Origin of the sequence: Hufsiella ginkgonis (assembly GCF_009834915.1) — a bacterium.
GTDB lineage: Bacteria > Bacteroidota > Bacteroidia > Sphingobacteriales > Sphingobacteriaceae > Hufsiella > Hufsiella ginkgonis.
This window is the reverse complement of the sequence record NZ_WVHS01000001.1, coordinates 732,017-747,376: the sequence shown is the minus strand read 5'-3', so window position 1 is coordinate 747,376 and position 15,360 is coordinate 732,017. Positions and strand designations below refer to the sequence as shown.

The 15,360-nt window shown below is 51.0% G+C and carries 18 protein-coding genes; 13 read left to right on the top strand and 5 right to left on the bottom strand.

What is annotated here, in order from left to right:
• Positions 1-79 precede the first annotated feature (79 nt).
• Entirely contained in the window at positions 80-295 is a 216-nt protein-coding gene (locus GS398_RS03160; protein WP_160905265.1) for a hypothetical protein, read from the top strand.
• A 140-nt stretch (positions 296-435) separates the two neighbouring features.
• Here the strand turns inward: GS398_RS03160 and GS398_RS03155 are convergent, their stop codons facing one another.
• Positions 436-900: a hypothetical protein gene (locus GS398_RS03155; protein ID WP_160905264.1), complete on the bottom strand. Its 465-nt coding sequence runs from the start codon at positions 898-900 to the stop codon at positions 436-438.
• Positions 901-1,034: 134 nt separating this feature from the next.
• Complete coding sequence (locus GS398_RS03150) at positions 1,035-1,457, bottom strand: hypothetical protein (protein WP_160905263.1); 423 nt, start codon at positions 1,455-1,457, stop codon at positions 1,035-1,037.
• Between the two features lie 195 nt (positions 1,458-1,652).
• On the opposite strand from GS398_RS03150, the gene GS398_RS03145 reads away from it, so the two are divergent.
• The 5 genes from GS398_RS03145 to GS398_RS03125 all read left to right on the top strand — a co-directional run bounded on the left by GS398_RS03145 (position 1,653) and on the right by GS398_RS03125 (position 5,916).
• Complete coding sequence (locus GS398_RS03145; protein ID WP_160905262.1) at positions 1,653-2,363, top strand: hypothetical protein; 711 nt, start codon at positions 1,653-1,655, stop codon at positions 2,361-2,363.
• Between the two features lie 78 nt (positions 2,364-2,441).
• Positions 2,442-3,080: a hypothetical protein gene (locus GS398_RS03140; protein WP_160905261.1), complete on the top strand. Its 639-nt coding sequence runs from the start codon at positions 2,442-2,444 to the stop codon at positions 3,078-3,080.
• Positions 3,044-3,823, top strand: coding sequence for a sensor histidine kinase (locus GS398_RS03135; protein WP_160905260.1), 780 nt, complete (start codon positions 3,044-3,046; stop codon positions 3,821-3,823). The genes GS398_RS03140 and GS398_RS03135 overlap by 37 nt, the downstream gene beginning before the upstream one ends.
• A gap of 2 nt (positions 3,824-3,825) precedes the next feature.
• Positions 3,826-4,467 carry a response regulator transcription factor gene (locus tag GS398_RS03130; RefSeq protein ID WP_160905259.1) on the top strand — a complete coding sequence of 214 codons (642 nt, stop codon included), beginning with the start codon at positions 3,826-3,828 and terminating at the stop codon, positions 4,465-4,467.
• A gap of 201 nt (positions 4,468-4,668) precedes the next feature.
• Positions 4,669-5,916: a hypothetical protein gene (locus GS398_RS03125; protein WP_202405940.1), complete on the top strand. Its 1,248-nt coding sequence runs from the start codon at positions 4,669-4,671 to the stop codon at positions 5,914-5,916.
• A 56-nt stretch (positions 5,917-5,972) separates the two neighbouring features.
• Here the strand turns inward: GS398_RS03125 and GS398_RS03120 are convergent, their stop codons facing one another.
• The 3 genes from GS398_RS03120 to GS398_RS03110 form a co-directional block, all read right to left on the bottom strand.
• Positions 5,973-6,554, bottom strand: a complete 582-nt coding sequence (locus GS398_RS03120) for a TetR/AcrR family transcriptional regulator (RefSeq protein WP_160905258.1) — start codon at positions 6,552-6,554, stop codon at positions 5,973-5,975.
• A 102-nt stretch (positions 6,555-6,656) separates the two neighbouring features.
• Positions 6,657-7,406: an SDR family NAD(P)-dependent oxidoreductase gene (locus tag GS398_RS03115; RefSeq protein WP_160905257.1), complete on the bottom strand. Its 750-nt coding sequence runs from the start codon at positions 7,404-7,406 to the stop codon at positions 6,657-6,659.
• Between the two features lie 141 nt (positions 7,407-7,547).
• On the bottom strand, positions 7,548-7,988 hold the full coding sequence (locus tag GS398_RS03110) for a response regulator (RefSeq protein ID WP_160905256.1): 441 nt from the start codon (positions 7,986-7,988) through the stop codon (positions 7,548-7,550).
• A 191-nt stretch (positions 7,989-8,179) separates the two neighbouring features.
• Between GS398_RS03110 and GS398_RS03105 the strand changes: the two genes are divergently transcribed.
• From GS398_RS03105 to GS398_RS03075, 7 genes are all read left to right on the top strand, one after another.
• Positions 8,180-9,580 (top strand): serine hydrolase domain-containing protein, encoded by a 1,401-nt coding sequence (locus GS398_RS03105; protein WP_237488072.1) that lies wholly within the window; start codon positions 8,180-8,182, stop codon positions 9,578-9,580.
• A gap of 92 nt (positions 9,581-9,672) precedes the next feature.
• Positions 9,673-11,514 carry a penicillin-binding transpeptidase domain-containing protein gene (locus GS398_RS03100; RefSeq protein ID WP_160905255.1) on the top strand — a complete coding sequence of 614 codons (1,842 nt, stop codon included), beginning with the start codon at positions 9,673-9,675 and terminating at the stop codon, positions 11,512-11,514.
• A gap of 113 nt (positions 11,515-11,627) precedes the next feature.
• Positions 11,628-12,608: a thioredoxin family protein gene (locus tag GS398_RS03095; RefSeq protein ID WP_160905254.1), complete on the top strand. Its 981-nt coding sequence runs from the start codon at positions 11,628-11,630 to the stop codon at positions 12,606-12,608.
• Position 12,609: 1 nt separating this feature from the next.
• Positions 12,610-13,164, top strand: a complete 555-nt coding sequence (locus GS398_RS03090) for an RNA polymerase sigma factor (RefSeq protein ID WP_160905253.1) — start codon at positions 12,610-12,612, stop codon at positions 13,162-13,164.
• Entirely contained in the window at positions 13,145-13,807 is a 663-nt protein-coding gene (locus tag GS398_RS03085) for a hypothetical protein (RefSeq protein ID WP_160905252.1), read from the top strand. The genes GS398_RS03090 and GS398_RS03085 overlap by 20 nt, the downstream gene beginning before the upstream one ends.
• Before the next feature lie 2 nt (positions 13,808-13,809).
• Positions 13,810-14,544 (top strand): hypothetical protein, encoded by a 735-nt coding sequence (locus tag GS398_RS03080; RefSeq protein WP_160905251.1) that lies wholly within the window; start codon positions 13,810-13,812, stop codon positions 14,542-14,544.
• Positions 14,545-14,600: 56 nt separating this feature from the next.
• Positions 14,601-15,278: an SGNH/GDSL hydrolase family protein gene (locus GS398_RS03075; protein ID WP_160905250.1), complete on the top strand. Its 678-nt coding sequence runs from the start codon at positions 14,601-14,603 to the stop codon at positions 15,276-15,278.
• Positions 15,279-15,360 lie beyond the last annotated feature (82 nt).

Below are 15,360 nucleotides of genomic sequence, written 5' to 3'. Positions count from 1 at the left end.
ACTTCTACGGTTTCCCATAAAGAATCGATTTCGTGCTGCTATACATTTGGTCCATAACCAGAGACTAAATCGTATCACAATGAAAACGCTGTTACTTCTTATGATCGTTTTCATCCACACCAATTGTGCGGTTGTGGATACCACTGCGGTATATGTTTGCGAAAGCCGCAATGCCACGCGGTATCACTACAAACGGAACTGCCGCGGACTTGGCAACTGTACTTATAAGGTAGCGAAGATCACCCTGAGCAATGCAAAAAAAAGTGGAAAAAAGTTGTGCAGGTGGGAGGATTGAGTTGCGGGGAAAAAGGAAGTACATAGCGTTACCTGACGAGAATAAGAAATTCACCAAGTTCGGAATTTACGATGATATTTCCCAGTATTCGGATGGATTGCTACGCGTGGCGGAAAGCTATTCGGGAAAAGCTCCTCCTCCTAAAATCCCCTCCAATACGGCCTGCTTATTAACGGCGAAAACGCCCACGGGATAGAAGACAGGATAATTAGCAGCCCCACCGCATACCACACTGCCATGGTTTTAAACTTCTCGCGGTCTGTCTGCTTTCGTTTGGCCTTCGCCGATCCGGTGGAAATGATCGCGATACCGATAAACATCATCGTAATATGTTCCATGCCGAAGAAGCGGATCTCGCGCATATGGATGGCTTCGCCGGTATGGGAGATAAAATATCGTGCAAGGGGACTGACGAAGTAAAGCGTTAATCCCACCATGAACTGGATATGGCAGATGGTGGCCGTCCAATGACGCAGCAGGTCGTCGTGCCGGGAGAAAGGCCGTGTGTTTAGCCAGCCGTAAAATGCGCGACAGATAGCGATCAGCAGCGCCGCAAGCACCAGCCAGCGCAGCAGGGAATGGAGGGGGAGCAGGATAGGGTACATAGTATGCACGCAGACGAATCAGCGCGTAAAATATGCTGAAAATCTTTCCGGGCCGGGCCTTCGCGGCGAACTTATTTCTTAGCAAACCCTGCAAAGCCCGGCGGAGCTGGGCCCTGCATAGCAATATACCCTGTTTAACGGGTGGTGGGCGGAAACGAGCAAAAGGCCCCGAGGCCGGTATTTAGCAGGTATGCCAGTATCTTCCTCACCATGCCGGCATCGATAACGCCCCCGGTGATCACCCTGCCCAGGGCATCGATGATCGCGCCGATGATCTGTTCTTTTGTCGCTGTTGTGATAATTACCGCGCAAATAAGCTTACGGACCTTTTCCAGGATAGACCGCCCGATAGCGGGGAAAGAACGGATGGCCGGCGCCGCAAACGTTACCTTGAACGATAGCTGGGCAGCTTCTTTTTTTAGTGTATCCCGGTAGAAGTTTTCAAGGTGCCACTCCAGTTCCGCCTGCGATAATGCGGGCTCGTCCGGCAAGCCGGTAATTTCCGTAACAAGGGTTTCCTGCGAAATCAATTGTTGATTTTGATTAAAAAAAAGCATAGTTTAACGATTTGTTATTAGATTTATTTAGTGCGGTCGGCAACCGGTAGTAGGCATCAAATCTCGTTCGTTTTAAGTGGAGGAATACGGTTGATAAACGGCCTTTGTTACCGTTTAATCACCCTGTAAAAGTGCGCCGGCTAGCCCTGTAATTTGTATTGTCATCATTCAGTATTCAATCTAAAACTAAATCTCATGAGTAAAAAAAACACCAAAACATGGACCGTAACGGGACGCCGTCTGCAACCTCCCGCAACGAATGACGGAAAAAGCACGATTGAGGAAGGCGAAATCACGCTGCCGGAATTTGAGACCTACCTTAATTTTAGAAATCGTCCCCTTGTTATTGACCGGGCCGAGATGGATCGTTCTGGTAACCCTAAGGAGTCCAAGAGAAACCGGTTTGGTACGCCCATTACAGCAGACCTTGCGGTCGAATTTATGAGGGATGCCCGGGCAGATTCGCTTGCCCTGGTGGACGATAAGACGGCCTCTCTCAGGGCGGATCAAAAAAGATTCATTGCTGATGCAACAGGGTTGCTGTATGGTATCACGTTCGATCGGTCGATTGTGCTTCGAATCTTAAGCCAGCCACGTTGCGAAGGACTACGGATGTACTTATGCAAACGTCCTAACGGCGATAAATGGACGGAAGGTGAGGCCGCCGCCGATATGCACGCTTCACTTGTGTTAGTAGGGGTGGATGGTCATGGTTTTGACCTGAATTTCGTTGAGGGCAAGCCAAAAGACGGCGAAGATGACGGTTCTCTTATCGTAGAGTACGGTTTTCCGCCAGATGGGAACGGTAAGAAGGTATTAAAAAATCCAAAAAAACAGTACGTGCTGTTGAGACGTGCCAGAATGAGCCAGCCAGCCAATCCTGTACCTGATTCTGATAAACCATAATCCCCCGGGGCCGATTGTCTAATATAATCGGCTCCCCGTTCCATTTTTTAGTATATTCATGCGTAATTATTATTACTCATGAAAATCTACGCCTTTGTTTATCTCGGGTTGATTGTTTTATCCCTGGTACTTGCCTGCTGGTCCTATAAAAAAGGGTACCGGCCATCGCTGTACCTGGCGATACTGCTATCGCTCACGCTGTTAACCGAGTTATATGTAGCGACCAGTAAAGCCCGGTCGTTCGGGTGGGCATACCATCTCTATAATCCGTTTGAGTACGCGTTGCTTTGTGTCTATTTTCTTAAAGCAGGGCCTGATGGCCGTTTTAAAACGTTAATACAGTATTCTATTCCGCTTTATTTCGTGTTCAGTCTTACGGTATCCTTCCTCAACGGTTTTAGGTCTATACCAGCATTCAATATCACAGTGGAGAACATCCTGTTACTGGCGATCTTCTCTTACCTGCTGTTTAAACTGGATCCGCCCGGTGCGGGTAAGGTGTACGCCCACCCGGATTTTTGGGTGGCGGTTGCGTTCATGATATTCTCCGGAGGCGTGGTGATGCTAGGTCTTTACCCATACTTGTTAACGATCGGGCCGCAGGCCGCCAGGAAGTTGTTCGGGATGGTAATGGCCCCGCTAAATATTTGGTTGTATATGTGCTTATGTATCGGATCGTTATGCGTAGTGAAAGGCCGCTGGAAATTCATCTCATAGTGATACTGATCAGCGTGTTTTTTATACTGCTGATAGCGATCATAATCGTCACCGCGCTTTTCTACCATAGCAAGAAACGCTTGCACGCCATTGAAGTGGCCAATTTTGGAGAGATCCTGCTGCAATCGCAACTGGAAGTGAAAGAGCAAACCCTGCGTACGGTGGGAACGGATCTCCACGATAACATCGGCCAGCTGCTAAGCCTCACTGCATTGATGTTGGGCTCTATCGAGGCCGGCGACTGGAAACTCGCCCGGGATAAGATCGATTCGGCGATCGACCTCACCAACGAATCGCTGGCCGAGCTTCGGTCGCTGGGGAAACTGATCCATGGCGAGCAATTGCTCGCCATGGGCCTGGATGAAGCCGTGCGCAAAGCGGCGGAACGGATCATAAAATCGGGTAAGTACGAGGTGAACTATCGTTGCGCCGACTTACCCTCTCCCGGCTCAAACGGGAAAGACCTGATCATTTACCGTGTAATCCAGGAGATCCTGGCCAACATCATTAAACATGCTTGTGCCACCACCATCGATATTGGGATAGACTACCAGGATAACCACCTGCAGGTAAAGATCTCCGACGACGGACTGGGGTTTGATCCCCCGGCACTTACCGGCACGCAAAAAGGCATGGGACTGTTCAATATTCAAAAGAGAGTAGCTGCGCTTAACGGCCAAACCGGTATCTCCGCGGTGCCGGAGGGCGGAACTGCGATAAACTTTGTAATACCCTACCCATAACTATGAAAGAAAAGATCCGGGTGGCGATCGTTGACGATCATACCCTTTTCAGACGCGGAATAGCAGCGCTGCTGAGTGAATTTGACGACCTCGAGATCGTTATGGAAGCCGAACACGGGGTGCAGCTGATAGAATTACTGGGTCGTATGCCAGCGCCCCACCTGGTGTTAATGGATATTAATATGCCCCGGATGGACGGATATGAAACCACCGGCTGGCTTCGCGAACACCATCCGTCCGTTTATACGCTCGCCTTGAGTATGTATGAAGATGAAGATGCGATCATTAAAATGGTTAGATGCGGCGCTATCGGGTATATCCTCAAAAAAATGCGGCCGCGCGAACTGCTGGAAGCCATCAAAACAGTGGTAGAGAAAGGTATTTACATTAACGAGCTGGTGTCGGGCAAGCTTTTGCGCAGTGTGCTTTCTGACGATACAGACCCTAAAATATCACCCAAAGAGATTGAGTTTTTAAGATACTGCTGTTCTGACCTGACCTATAAAGAGATTGCCGATAAAATGTGCGTGAGCCCGCGTACTGTCGACAATTACCGCGATTCCCTGCTGCAAAAGCTGCACATTAAAAGCCGCTCGGGTCTGATCTTATACGCGATCAAAAAAAGGATCTTCAGCTTGTCGTGATCCCGCAAGGGCGTATGTCATTCCGGAAGACCTGTTCGGAAAGATACGCGGCCGCACCACACGTAAGCCTTCATGTACGGAAGAGGCGCGTACCCACCCATCATCTTAATTTTTTTAATAAAAAGTTGCGAATGCAGTTTTGCATATTAACTTTGCATAACAAAGTACTTTTTTTATTTCAATAGTGATGTTAATAATTTAATGATGAAAGAAGAAATACGCGCCGGCATAGACGATGCGACACGCCTCGAGAAAATGTACCGCTCCAATAGTGCCGGCTTTAAACAGGCATTCAATGAAATCTACCCGGAGCTGACTGATCGGCAGGTTGCCGCGTATTGGTACGAAAGGCTGAATTACGAAGGCGATGGCATTAACTGGGGCACAGGCCGGGAGCTGGTAATGATAATTGCTGCATCGCTTTTTGCCGGCCTGGTTGCAAAGCTTCCGGCATTTCTTCACCTTGAAGAAGATTTTTTCTACCCCCGGAATGTTGGTTTTGTAGTTTTCCCGGTGTTGTCGGCTTATTTCGCCTGGAAGAATAAATTACCTGCGGGCAAAGTTACCGCGATCGCTGCCGTAACGCTTATCGCGGTGCTGTTTATCAATTCGCTTCCCGACGTGAAGACCAGTGATACGCTGATCTTATCCTGTATGCATTTACTGCTGTTACTTTGGTCGGTACTCGGTTTTGCTTTCGTTGGAGAGGCGGGAAATAACGAGGAAAAACGACTCGCCTATCTTAAATATAACGGCGACCTGGTCGTAATCACCGCGCTTATCCTGCTGGCGGGCGGCATTATGACCGGCGTAACTATCGGGCTTTTTGAATTGATCGGCTTCCATATCGAAAAATTCTATTTTGAAAACGTGGGTGTTTTCGGCCTTGCCGCCGCCCCTATCGTGGGTACGTACCTTACCCGGGCCAATCCGCAGCTGGTGGGCAAAGTTTCACCGGTGATTGCGAAAATCTTCAGCCCGCTGGTGTTGGTGATGCTGGTGGTTTACCTTATCGCTATAGTTTATGCAAACAAGGACCCATACAACGACCGGCAATTTTTAATCGTGTTTAATGCGTTGTTAATCGGTGTAATGGCTATTATTTTCTTTTCCGTAGCCGAAAGTACGAAAGCGACCAAAAGCAGGATGGAGGCCTGGGTGCTTTTGCTGCTGGCGTTTGTTACCATCGTGGTGAATGGCGTGGCGTTGTCGGCCATTTTATTCCGGATCTCCGAAGGCGGCATTACACCTAACCGGGCTGCGGTGCTGGGCGGGAATGTGCTGATCCTGGTAAACCTGGTTTTAGTAACGGTAAAGCTTTTCGCGGTAACGTCGGGGAAGGCGGGCATAAACGTAGTAGGCAAAATCATTACTTTCTACCTGCCCGTTTATGTTGTGTGGACGGTGATCGTAACATTCGTTTTTCCGTTCATATTCGGTTTCAAGTAACGAACGGAAATATGGCGGAGCACGTGGAGCTGACCGGCGAAATAAGTTAGCGGCTATTACCCCAGCACCGACATCGCCGTCTCGATAATATCTTTGAAAAGGCCTTTGTCGGTAGTGGATTTTGCCGATACCCGGATCCCTTTTACCGTGTTGAGGAAGAAACGGGCCAGCGCCCGGGCATCTTGTTTGTTGGCGATCTCGCCGTTTTCCTGCCCTAATTGTATCGCTTTGTGAAAGGAATCCTCGATCTGCTGCTCATTTTTGCGGATGATGTCTTTTACCTCCGGGTCGTGTGCCGCTACTTCTACCTCTGCGTTCACCATAAAGCAGCCTTTGTTTTGCTCGTCGTTCAGTAAATCGCGGGTAACCAGCCGCAGGAGCTGTTGGATGGCGGCTTTCGCCGATGCGGCATTCGTTACGGTATCGCACATCTGCCCAACCGAAGAGGCCTGGTAAAATTCCAGCGCCTTCAGGTACAGCGTGTGTTTATCGCCGTAGGTATCATACAAGCTCGAGCGGCTGATGGCCAGGTGGTCCACCAGTTCCTGCATCGACGTACCATTATATCCCTTGTGCCAGAAAAGACAGACGGCTTTACTCAATACTTCGCGCTCATCAAAATCCTTGGTTCTTGCCATAGCAGAAAAGCTTTACCCGTTATGGGGCAAAGCTATTCATTTTTAAGGTAAATGCAGGCGTATAAGCGGATGCGGTCCCGTGCGGGTCTAATCCGGGTGTCGTTATCTTACACCACCGCTTGCCAGCATGGTTTCGCCGGTTAACCACCGCGAGTCATCGGAAGCTAAAAATACCGCGATGGGCGCAATGTCGTTGGGTTGGCCGGTACGCCCGAGCGGTGTCTGGCTCACGGCGTTGGAATGAAACTCGCTGCCGATAAATCCGGCCGTGTGGGTGCCTTCTGTTTCCACTATACCAGGATTAATGGCGTTCACCCGGATGTTGCGGTGCCCCAGCTCTTTGGAAAGCACCTGCGTGATCGAATCTACCGCACCCTTGGTGGCCGTGTAAATGGAGCTTCCCGGCGGGGTGATGCGCGTTACCGTCGAACTGATGTTGATAATACTCCCCCCTTTATCGGCGAAGCTTTTTACCGCGCCCTGTGTAACCAGCAATAAGCCGAGTACGTTGGTATTGAACTGGCGGTTAAATTCTTCGGCGGTGACCTCTTCTATCGCGCCGAACTTGTAAATGCCTGCGTTATTCACCAGGATATCCACCCCACCGAATGCCTGTTGTGTTTCTGCAAAAATGCGGTCTACGTCGGTTTGCTTCGATACGTCGCCTTGTACGGCGACGGCTTTGCCGCCATTGGCTACTATTTCTGCCACTACTTTATCGGCGCCTTCTTTGGCCGATGCATAATTGACCACTACGGCGGCTCCTTCGGCGGCCAGCCCTTTTGCTATGGATGCACCAATACCTTTTGATGCACCGGTAACTACGGCTACTTTGTTTGCTAACTTGCTCATGTTTATGGTACGACTATATTTTATTCTGGAATAATCGTTCCGCAAAGATAGATCAATTTGGAACAATCGTTCCGGTATTTAAAAAGATTAGGAAAGGATGACAAACGGGGAAGCAGGAAGGCGCGAAACGCTTATGCGTGGTCAGGCGGAGGTCCGGTAGCGCGGCATCTCCTGGTCCTGGCAAGCATCATAGTCAAAAACCATTTCTCCTGCCGCTACGCGGTTTATTTTGTCGGCGAGCGTATTTACATTAACGTCACGCAGCAGGTAGCCTTTTATCCCGGCCAGTTTCAGCTCTTCTTCCAGCGCTTTGTCATAAGCTAAAGAAAAAAGGATTATTTTTATTTCCGGGTAAAGCAAGCTGATCTCGCGCACCGCGTTAATGCCGTTAGATCCGGGCGTTTTTAAGCCGATGAGAGTGACATCAGGTTGACTGCTTTTTAATAGAGTAAAGAGTTCTTTATCATCTGCCGCGATACCGGTGATCATAAATTCGCCATGCAGCACAGATACGAGGCCTTCCAGGTACAGCGGATGGTCGTCGGCAAGTATTAGAGAGAATCGCTTTTTATACTTTTCCAAAGCAGTGGAGTTGCTCCATAAAAGTATTGAATATTAATTGAAAGCAGGGAAATCTTTGTTGATTTAAAATGATGAATTGTGTCTGCATAAATAGGAAAGGTCCAGTGACCGGATGTTTAGATATTATTATATCATACCATCCGGGTAACCGTTAGTGCTCATAATTGCGTATTCTTGTACTTATATTGCCTATGCTCAATAAACAGTTCAGTTCCAATAAGCGCATGATTATTTCGGCGCTTTTGCTGTGCACCACCCTCGCGCAGGCACAAGATACGCACACCGCCATCGATTCCTTAATTGCCCGCACCCACCGCCTTGGTCTTTTTAATGGCAGTATCCTGGTGATAAATCACGGCAAAGAAGTGTACCGCAAGGCGATCGGTTATGCCGATGCGTCGCGTAAAACGCCGTTAACTGATCAATACCGGTTTCATATCGGCTCCATCGCCAAGGAGTTTAACGCCACCGCCGTCATGATGCTGAAAGAGCAGGGGAAGCTATCGGTTAACGATCCCGTTTCAAAATACCTGCCCGATCTTCCCGCATGGGCCCAAACTATCCGCGTGAAGAACCTGCTACAGTACACCAGCGGTTTACCGGACCTGAAGTGGAAAACCATCAGTAACGACCGCGAGGCTCTTGATTCGCTTAAAAGTATTCCCCGCCTGGATTTCGAACCAGGTACTCAATATGCTTATAACAACAGCAATACGCTGCTGCAGCGCCTGATCGTTGAAAAGATCAGCGGCATGACGTTCAGGAGCTTCGTCACCCAAAAAATGCTGAAGCCTTTAAAGATGAACGCTTCCATTGTCGACCCGGACGACAACACCCCGCTGATGGCGAAATCGTATACCGATGCGTTCGTGCAATCGCCGCTTACCTCCCCGATTTCGGGCTGGACCGCCGTTACGCCCGGTGATTTTTATAAATGGGAACGTGCGCTGGAAAATTTCACACTGATCAATCCTGCCTCCACCCGCGAGATCCTTACGCCATTTGCTCCCCGTAAGCAATGCGGACTGGGCGGCGGGGAAATGGACGGAGATAAGTTGGCTACCCATACGCACGATGGTACCAGCCTGAACTACCAGGCCTTGCTTACCGCCGATGCCCGCTCGGGCAGGACCATGATACTGATGACCAACAATAAACAGAACAACCTGTACGACATAAGCAATGCCATACTGAATATACTGGACGGAAAGCCATACCAGCAACCGAAAAAGGTGGTGTTGACGGCGCTGCAGGACAAGATCGACACCGCACCCGGCGCAGAGATCCTGGCTGCCTACCGGGAATTAAAAACCAGCCACCCCAACGAGTATAATTTCGAAAGCGAATCGACCCTCAATACTATCGGCTATGTGCTGCTTAACAAAAAACGTTTTGATGACGCCATCCTGGTCTTTAGCTACAATACCACGCTGTTCCCGAAGTCGGGGAACGTGTTCGATAGCCTGGCCGAAGCCTGGTACCGCAAAGGCGATAAGGCGAACGCGCTGCTAAACTACCGGCGCTCGCTGGAGCTCGATCCGGCAAATGCTGCCGCCAAAGAGAAGATCGCCGGGTTGCAGAAACCGGACTGAAGGCATTGGGTTAAGAACAGTGAAGTACTCCCGGGGTCCGGTTGTACGGCCTTTTTTTCGTCGTGGCCGCCAATATTCGTTATACTTGATCAATGAATGAGCGGTTCTCACCCCGGCGAATGTTGTTGCCTGTTGTAATTGCAGCTTTCGCCGCACTGTTGGGTATGTGCTGTTATTTCCGGTTTTTTAAGCATGCTGCCAATAACCAGTACCTCATCCGCCAGGAGGTATTGTATCCCGAGCGCGGCCTTATTACCGACCGCAACGGCAAACTGCTCGCCATCAACGAAACCCGGTACGACCTGATGGTGATCCCCGCAAGGGTCCGCTCCATGGATACTGCCAGGTTTTGCCGCTTGCTTGGCATTACGCGGCGACAGTTACGTAAGCGGCTCCGCAAAGCGGCGGCGTATTCTTATCATTCGGCTTCGGCCTTCCTGAAGTCTATCCCTGAAAAACAGATGATGACCATCATCGGGCAATTGGCGGACTTCCCGGGTTTTGTAGAACGCGTACGCGCGGTGCGGCGTTACCCGGATTCTGTTGCCGCGCACGTGCTTGGTTTTGCCAACATGATCAGCCCGCAGGCACTGAAAGGTGCGCGGGGGTACTCCCGTCCCGGCGAAGCTGCCGGACGTTCGGGCCTCGAGCTGGCGTATGACAGCCTGCTGCGCGGAAAACGTGGAGTGCGCTATTACCAGGTCGATTCATTTGGCCGCAGCCGCGGTTCGTGGGAAGAATGCGCGCACGATACCCTGGCCACGCCCGGGCGGCGATTGGTGACCGGCATCGACCTCGACCTGCAAAAACTCGCCGAAACGCTCATGAAAAACAAAGTTGGCAGCGTAGTTGCCCTCGATCCGGCCACGGGCGAGGTGCTGGCGTACCTGAGTTTCCCGGCGTATGATCCGAACCTGTTGTCGGGGCCCGAAACGCGCGATAACCTGCAGAAGCTGCGCAAAGATCCCCTTCACCCGATGCTGAATCGCCCCGTGCAAAGCAGAAATGCGCCCGGATCGTCGTTAAAACCGGTGATGGCGCTGGTGGCGCTGCAGCAAGGGCTGATCACGCCTGACGACGTGTTCTTTTGCCCGCAATACTTTATGGCCGGGGCACACAAAGTGAATTGCGAACATTTCGACGGCTACACCCGCCTGCGGAAAGGTATCGCGCAATCGTGCAATACCTACTTTTGTAACGTTTTCCAAAAACAGATGACGGCCAATGACGCCGGAACCCGCGCTTCGTACGACGATTGGCGCGCACAGCTTTCGCTTTTTGGGCTGGGCAATAAACTCGGCCTCGATCTTCCCAACGAAAAGGGGGGCCTCCTGCCCGAAAGCGCTTTTTACGACCATGTGAACGGGCGGGACAACTGGGGGCCGAACGACATCATTTCGCTTGCCATTGGGCAGGGCGAAATGGAAGTAACACCGCTGCAGCTGGCGAATATGCAGTCGATCATTGCCAACCGGGGATATTATTTTACCCCGCACCTGGTGCGGATGACCGGTGATCAAAAACCTGGCCATGCGCAACGGATCGAGAAACACCTCGTTCCCATCGATGCCGCCCACTTCGAGACCGTGATAGACGGCATGCAGGACGCGGTAGAAACGGGTACGGCGGCAGGGATCCGCATTCCTGGGGTTATTTTATGCGGCAAAACGGGCACCGTGGAAAATACCAAAGGCAAGAGCCACTCGATATTCGCAGGTTTCGCGCCCCGGCAAAATCCGAAGATCGTTATTGCGGTAGTTGTAGAAAACGCGGGCTACGGGGCGAGTTACGCAGCGCCGATGGCCTCATACCTGGTAGAACAGTATCTTTCAGGGAAAGTGACCAAGCCGAAGGAACAGGTCGACTGGATGATCAGCCAGAACCTGTTGCCGGGAGTGTACTCGCCGGTAACCGTGTCGCCCGTCCATAAATAATAATTGCGGCGCCGGGCAACGCCGGCGCCTGATAAGGCATTAACAGAAAAAAAACCTTTTGTTATGAAACCTTACCTTATCACCTTTCTTCTGTTATTGAGCTCGCCGGCTTGTTGGCCGTTCATTTTTTTAACGGCACCTACCGGGAAGCCCTCGCGACTGCGAAAAAAGAAAACCGCAAACTTTTTCTCTATTTTACGGCAAGCTGGTGCGGGCCGTGCAAGTACATGGAAGACTATATCTTCCCCGAACCCTCGCTCGATGCGCTGTTTGAGCCCGCATACCTGGCGTTAAAGATCGACGGCGACACGGAACCCGGTAAAAAGCTGCGTATCAAATACGACGTAAAGGGGTATCCTACGTTCATCATCATCTCCCCGGAGGAAGGTTTGATCAGGCAGAAAGTTGGCGCCATGAAACTTAGCCAGCTCCGTTCGTTCGTAGGGGAGGGCATCGCCGATGGGAGCGGTAAATCACTCGCTGTAAAATCAGATAGCCTTACGGAAGCGCAATATCAGGCAATAATCGCTAAGAAAGCTGCGCCGGTAGACCGGTTGTTTTTTAACGCATCGGTAAGCGCATGGAAGCCGGCATTTAAATTCGGGATCAGCACCAACTCGCTGAAGGGCTCCGCTGGCGAAACCGGCTCCGCTGCAGGATATTATTTCGGGGGTTATTTCGGTCGGTGGAACAAGCATTTGGCCATAGAGCCGGGTATTTTTTTCAATAAAAAAGGAGGCGTTACGGCCGGTACCGTCAATAGCCTGCATTACCTGGAGCTACCGGTGGTGCTGGCCCCGCGTATCGCTTACCATACCTGGTTTGGCGGCGCGTTCCAGCCCATTCGATTTAACGTGATCCCTTATGGCGCCATGAAACTCTGGTCTACACAACGGGCAACAGGCAATGTGCCATTGGCAGACCGTCATTTTACACGGTTCGATTATGGTACCAGGTTTGGCATAAGCGCCGACATGGGGTCGTTTGAAGCTTTTACCGGTTATGACATCGGGTTGAGCGATATTTCCAAAGGCCCGGGACGGATCTCGAACAGGAGCTATTATTTTTCGGCGGCGCTTGTAATCGGTAAGTAAAATGATCACGCTCGAAATAATCGAAGATTGCAAGAAGGGCCGCCACCAGGCTCAGCGAAAGCTCTTTGATTTTTTTTCGGGTCCGCTGTATAGCCTTTGCCTTCGATACATGAATGACGAGGCGGAAGCCGAAGATATGGTGTCGCAGGCGTTTACTCGTATCTTCAGGGCCATCGGCGCCTTCGAATACCATAACATGGCAGGTCTCCGGGCCTGGATCAAGCGAATCGCCGTGAATGAATGCCTGATGCGGCTAAGGCGGGTCACCAATTTCTCGCTTATCAGTCTGGAAGATGATGAGGCAGTCCCATACCACGATGATGCCCTGGGCCGGATCGAAGCGGAGTATATTTTTACGATGCTTCGCGAGCTTCCTCCCGGCTATCGCACCATCCTCAATCTCTACGCGATTGAGGGATATACGCACCCGGAAATTGCAGAAATCCTCGGTATTCACGAGGGCACCTCCCGCTCGCAGCTAAACAAAGCGCGGAAGCTGATGAAAGAGAAACTATTAAGACACGACAAAAGCCAACATGGAAAGAGAAAGATTTGACCGTGACCTGCAATCGGCCATGCTGGATTTCGACCAGCTGGCTATACCCGCATTTAATAAAGAAAGGGTGTGGCAAAAAACGCGTCGCCGGGGTCGGTACTGGTTAACCGCGGCTGTTTTATCCACCACCGCCGCGTTGATCTTTGTCGTACTTAACTGGCTGATGCCCGGGGTGCAGCCGCCTTCGCCGGTGGCAAAAAAGTATCGGAAGGTAACGCCGCCGGTGGAAGAAGTTGCAGCAATACGGGCAGGCAAACCGGTGCGTGATTTACCTGCCAAACCTGCGCCGCCGGCTGTAACCACCGGCCATTACCCGGCGGCGGCGCCAACGGCGGCCACGCAACCGGAGCCGCAAGAGGCATTTCGCCCTAACAGGGCACCTGACCCGGCAAGCATATTAACAGCAACGCCTGTTGAGCAAGACCCTTTGGCAGGCAGCAGCGACCCGGTTGCCGCACCGGGGGAACGCGTTGCGGATCCTGTAAAAGTGACCTTTAAACGCGGTCAGCCCGAGGTACCGGAACAGGCCGTGAAAATTTCCTTTAACCGCGGGAAGACGCCGCTTAGTACCCGTAAAAGCGTGCGCACCGATTCTTCTTATTATGCCGGGAGCGTACCTGTTAAACCTAAATTCAAATTCTGAATATGATCTGTCGCGTTATATTATTCATTTGGTTATTCCTGCCGTTGCTGGCATTTGGGCAAAATGCCCGACCTGATACGCTGCAGCTCGATATGAAGTTGGGCAGCAAAGTGATCCTGATCGGTACCGACCTGGACAGCTTCAGGAACATAAAGCTCGATTCCCTGGTGCGCAAGGCCCTCGAAGCTGTGAAAGATTCCATATCGCCGGAAGGCAAGACAAAGAAGCCGGTTTCACGCGACCAGTTGTATACCAGGATAATCACCAAAAACCAGCCTTTTCGCCTTAAGCCAGCCATCGGGGCCAGCCTGGTTAAAGAAACGCCGGCTCCTTTAATGGGGCTTTACCTGGAGTTCGCTCCCCAGCGGCAGGATTATTATTTGCGTGACTTAATTCCCGAGTATACGTTTTTGCATGCGGGTATTTCTGCGCTGTACCTTTCGGAGCGTAACCAGGCTGGTGTCCGTGTGACTAACGTAAACGTGTTTGCAGAGGGCAGCATCGGTAACCGGTACAATAACGAGGACAAGCGCGTGTTTAATTTTGACGAGTTCTCTTTCGGCCTGGGTTACCTGGTACGACGCCGCGGCGATTATTTTGAAAAGAACACGTTTAAATTATTTGGCACGATTGTGCCAAGCCGGTCGTTTATACGCCTGAAACCGGAGCTGTATGTACCGGGGAATTTAAAAAAGATCTTTCCCGGTCTAAGTGTGCTGGTGCTGTTAAAAGGGTAGGGGAATTCCCGCTTTTCCTTACCTTTAGCGCGACCAACTTTATAAATCGACCCTCTATGAAGACCCTGAAAGTAGCGCTGTTCTTATCCCTGTTTTTTGCCGCTTCATTTGCAAATGCCCAGGATTGGCCGAACTTAGCACGCTATCGCGCTGATAACGAGAAGCTTAAACGAAACTCGCCTGGGCCTGTCAACGCCGTGTATATGGGCGATTCTATTACCGATGGCTGGATCGTTGCATCACCCGATTTCTTTAGCCAGAACGGTTATGTAGACCGTGGCATTAGCGGACAGACGTCGCCGCAGATGCTGGTGCGCTTCCGTGCGGATGTGATCGACTTAAAACCTAAAGCGGTGGTGATCCTTTGCGGCACCAATGATATTGCCGGGAATACCGGTCCCTCTACCCTGGAGATGACCGAAAACAACATCATGTGTATGACCGATCTCGCAAAAGCGAACAAGATCAAGGTAGTATTGTGCTCGGTATTGCCCGCCAATAAGTTCGGCTGGAAACCGGCATTACAACCTGCCGGGGATATTATCGCCCTTAATACCTGGATCAAAGCATACGCGAAAAGCAAAAAGATCCCTTATGTTGATTACCATACCGCAATGGTCGACGACCAGAAGGGGTTAAAGAAAGAATATTCCGGGGACGGCGTTCATCCCAATAAAGCCGGCTACGCCGTGATGGAACGATTGGTGCAGGAAGTTATGAAGAAAGTGTTGTAGCGGAATTCTGGCGTTAAGTGAGAATAGCAGGCGGGGGATCAAAACTGGCCGGTAACGCACCGCCCCCGAATTTGTAAATCGA

Coding starts and splice junctions, on each gene's coding strand:
- GS398_RS03160 (WP_160905265.1), top strand. CDS start 80: ATGAAAACGCTGTTACTTCTTATGATCGTTTTCATCCACACCAATTGT.
- GS398_RS03155 (WP_160905264.1), bottom strand. CDS start 900: ATGTACCCTATCCTGCTCCCCCTCCATTCCCTGCTGCGCTGGCTGGTG.
- GS398_RS03150 (WP_160905263.1), bottom strand. CDS start 1,457: ATGCTTTTTTTTAATCAAAATCAACAATTGATTTCGCAGGAAACCCTT.
- GS398_RS03145 (WP_160905262.1), top strand. CDS start 1,653: ATGAGTAAAAAAAACACCAAAACATGGACCGTAACGGGACGCCGTCTG.
- GS398_RS03140 (WP_160905261.1), top strand. CDS start 2,442: ATGAAAATCTACGCCTTTGTTTATCTCGGGTTGATTGTTTTATCCCTG.
- GS398_RS03135 (WP_160905260.1), top strand. CDS start 3,044: ATGCGTAGTGAAAGGCCGCTGGAAATTCATCTCATAGTGATACTGATC.
- GS398_RS03130 (WP_160905259.1), top strand. CDS start 3,826: ATGAAAGAAAAGATCCGGGTGGCGATCGTTGACGATCATACCCTTTTC.
- GS398_RS03125 (WP_202405940.1), top strand. CDS start 4,669: ATGATGAAAGAAGAAATACGCGCCGGCATAGACGATGCGACACGCCTC.
- GS398_RS03120 (WP_160905258.1), bottom strand. CDS start 6,554: ATGGCAAGAACCAAGGATTTTGATGAGCGCGAAGTATTGAGTAAAGCC.
- GS398_RS03115 (WP_160905257.1), bottom strand. CDS start 7,406: ATGAGCAAGTTAGCAAACAAAGTAGCCGTAGTTACCGGTGCATCAAAA.
- GS398_RS03105 (WP_237488072.1), top strand. CDS start 8,180: ATGCTCAATAAACAGTTCAGTTCCAATAAGCGCATGATTATTTCGGCG.
- GS398_RS03100 (WP_160905255.1), top strand. CDS start 9,673: ATGAATGAGCGGTTCTCACCCCGGCGAATGTTGTTGCCTGTTGTAATT.
- GS398_RS03090 (WP_160905253.1), top strand. CDS start 12,610: ATGATCACGCTCGAAATAATCGAAGATTGCAAGAAGGGCCGCCACCAG.
- GS398_RS03085 (WP_160905252.1), top strand. CDS start 13,145: ATGGAAAGAGAAAGATTTGACCGTGACCTGCAATCGGCCATGCTGGAT.
- GS398_RS03080 (WP_160905251.1), top strand. CDS start 13,810: ATGATCTGTCGCGTTATATTATTCATTTGGTTATTCCTGCCGTTGCTG.
- GS398_RS03075 (WP_160905250.1), top strand. CDS start 14,601: ATGAAGACCCTGAAAGTAGCGCTGTTCTTATCCCTGTTTTTTGCCGCT.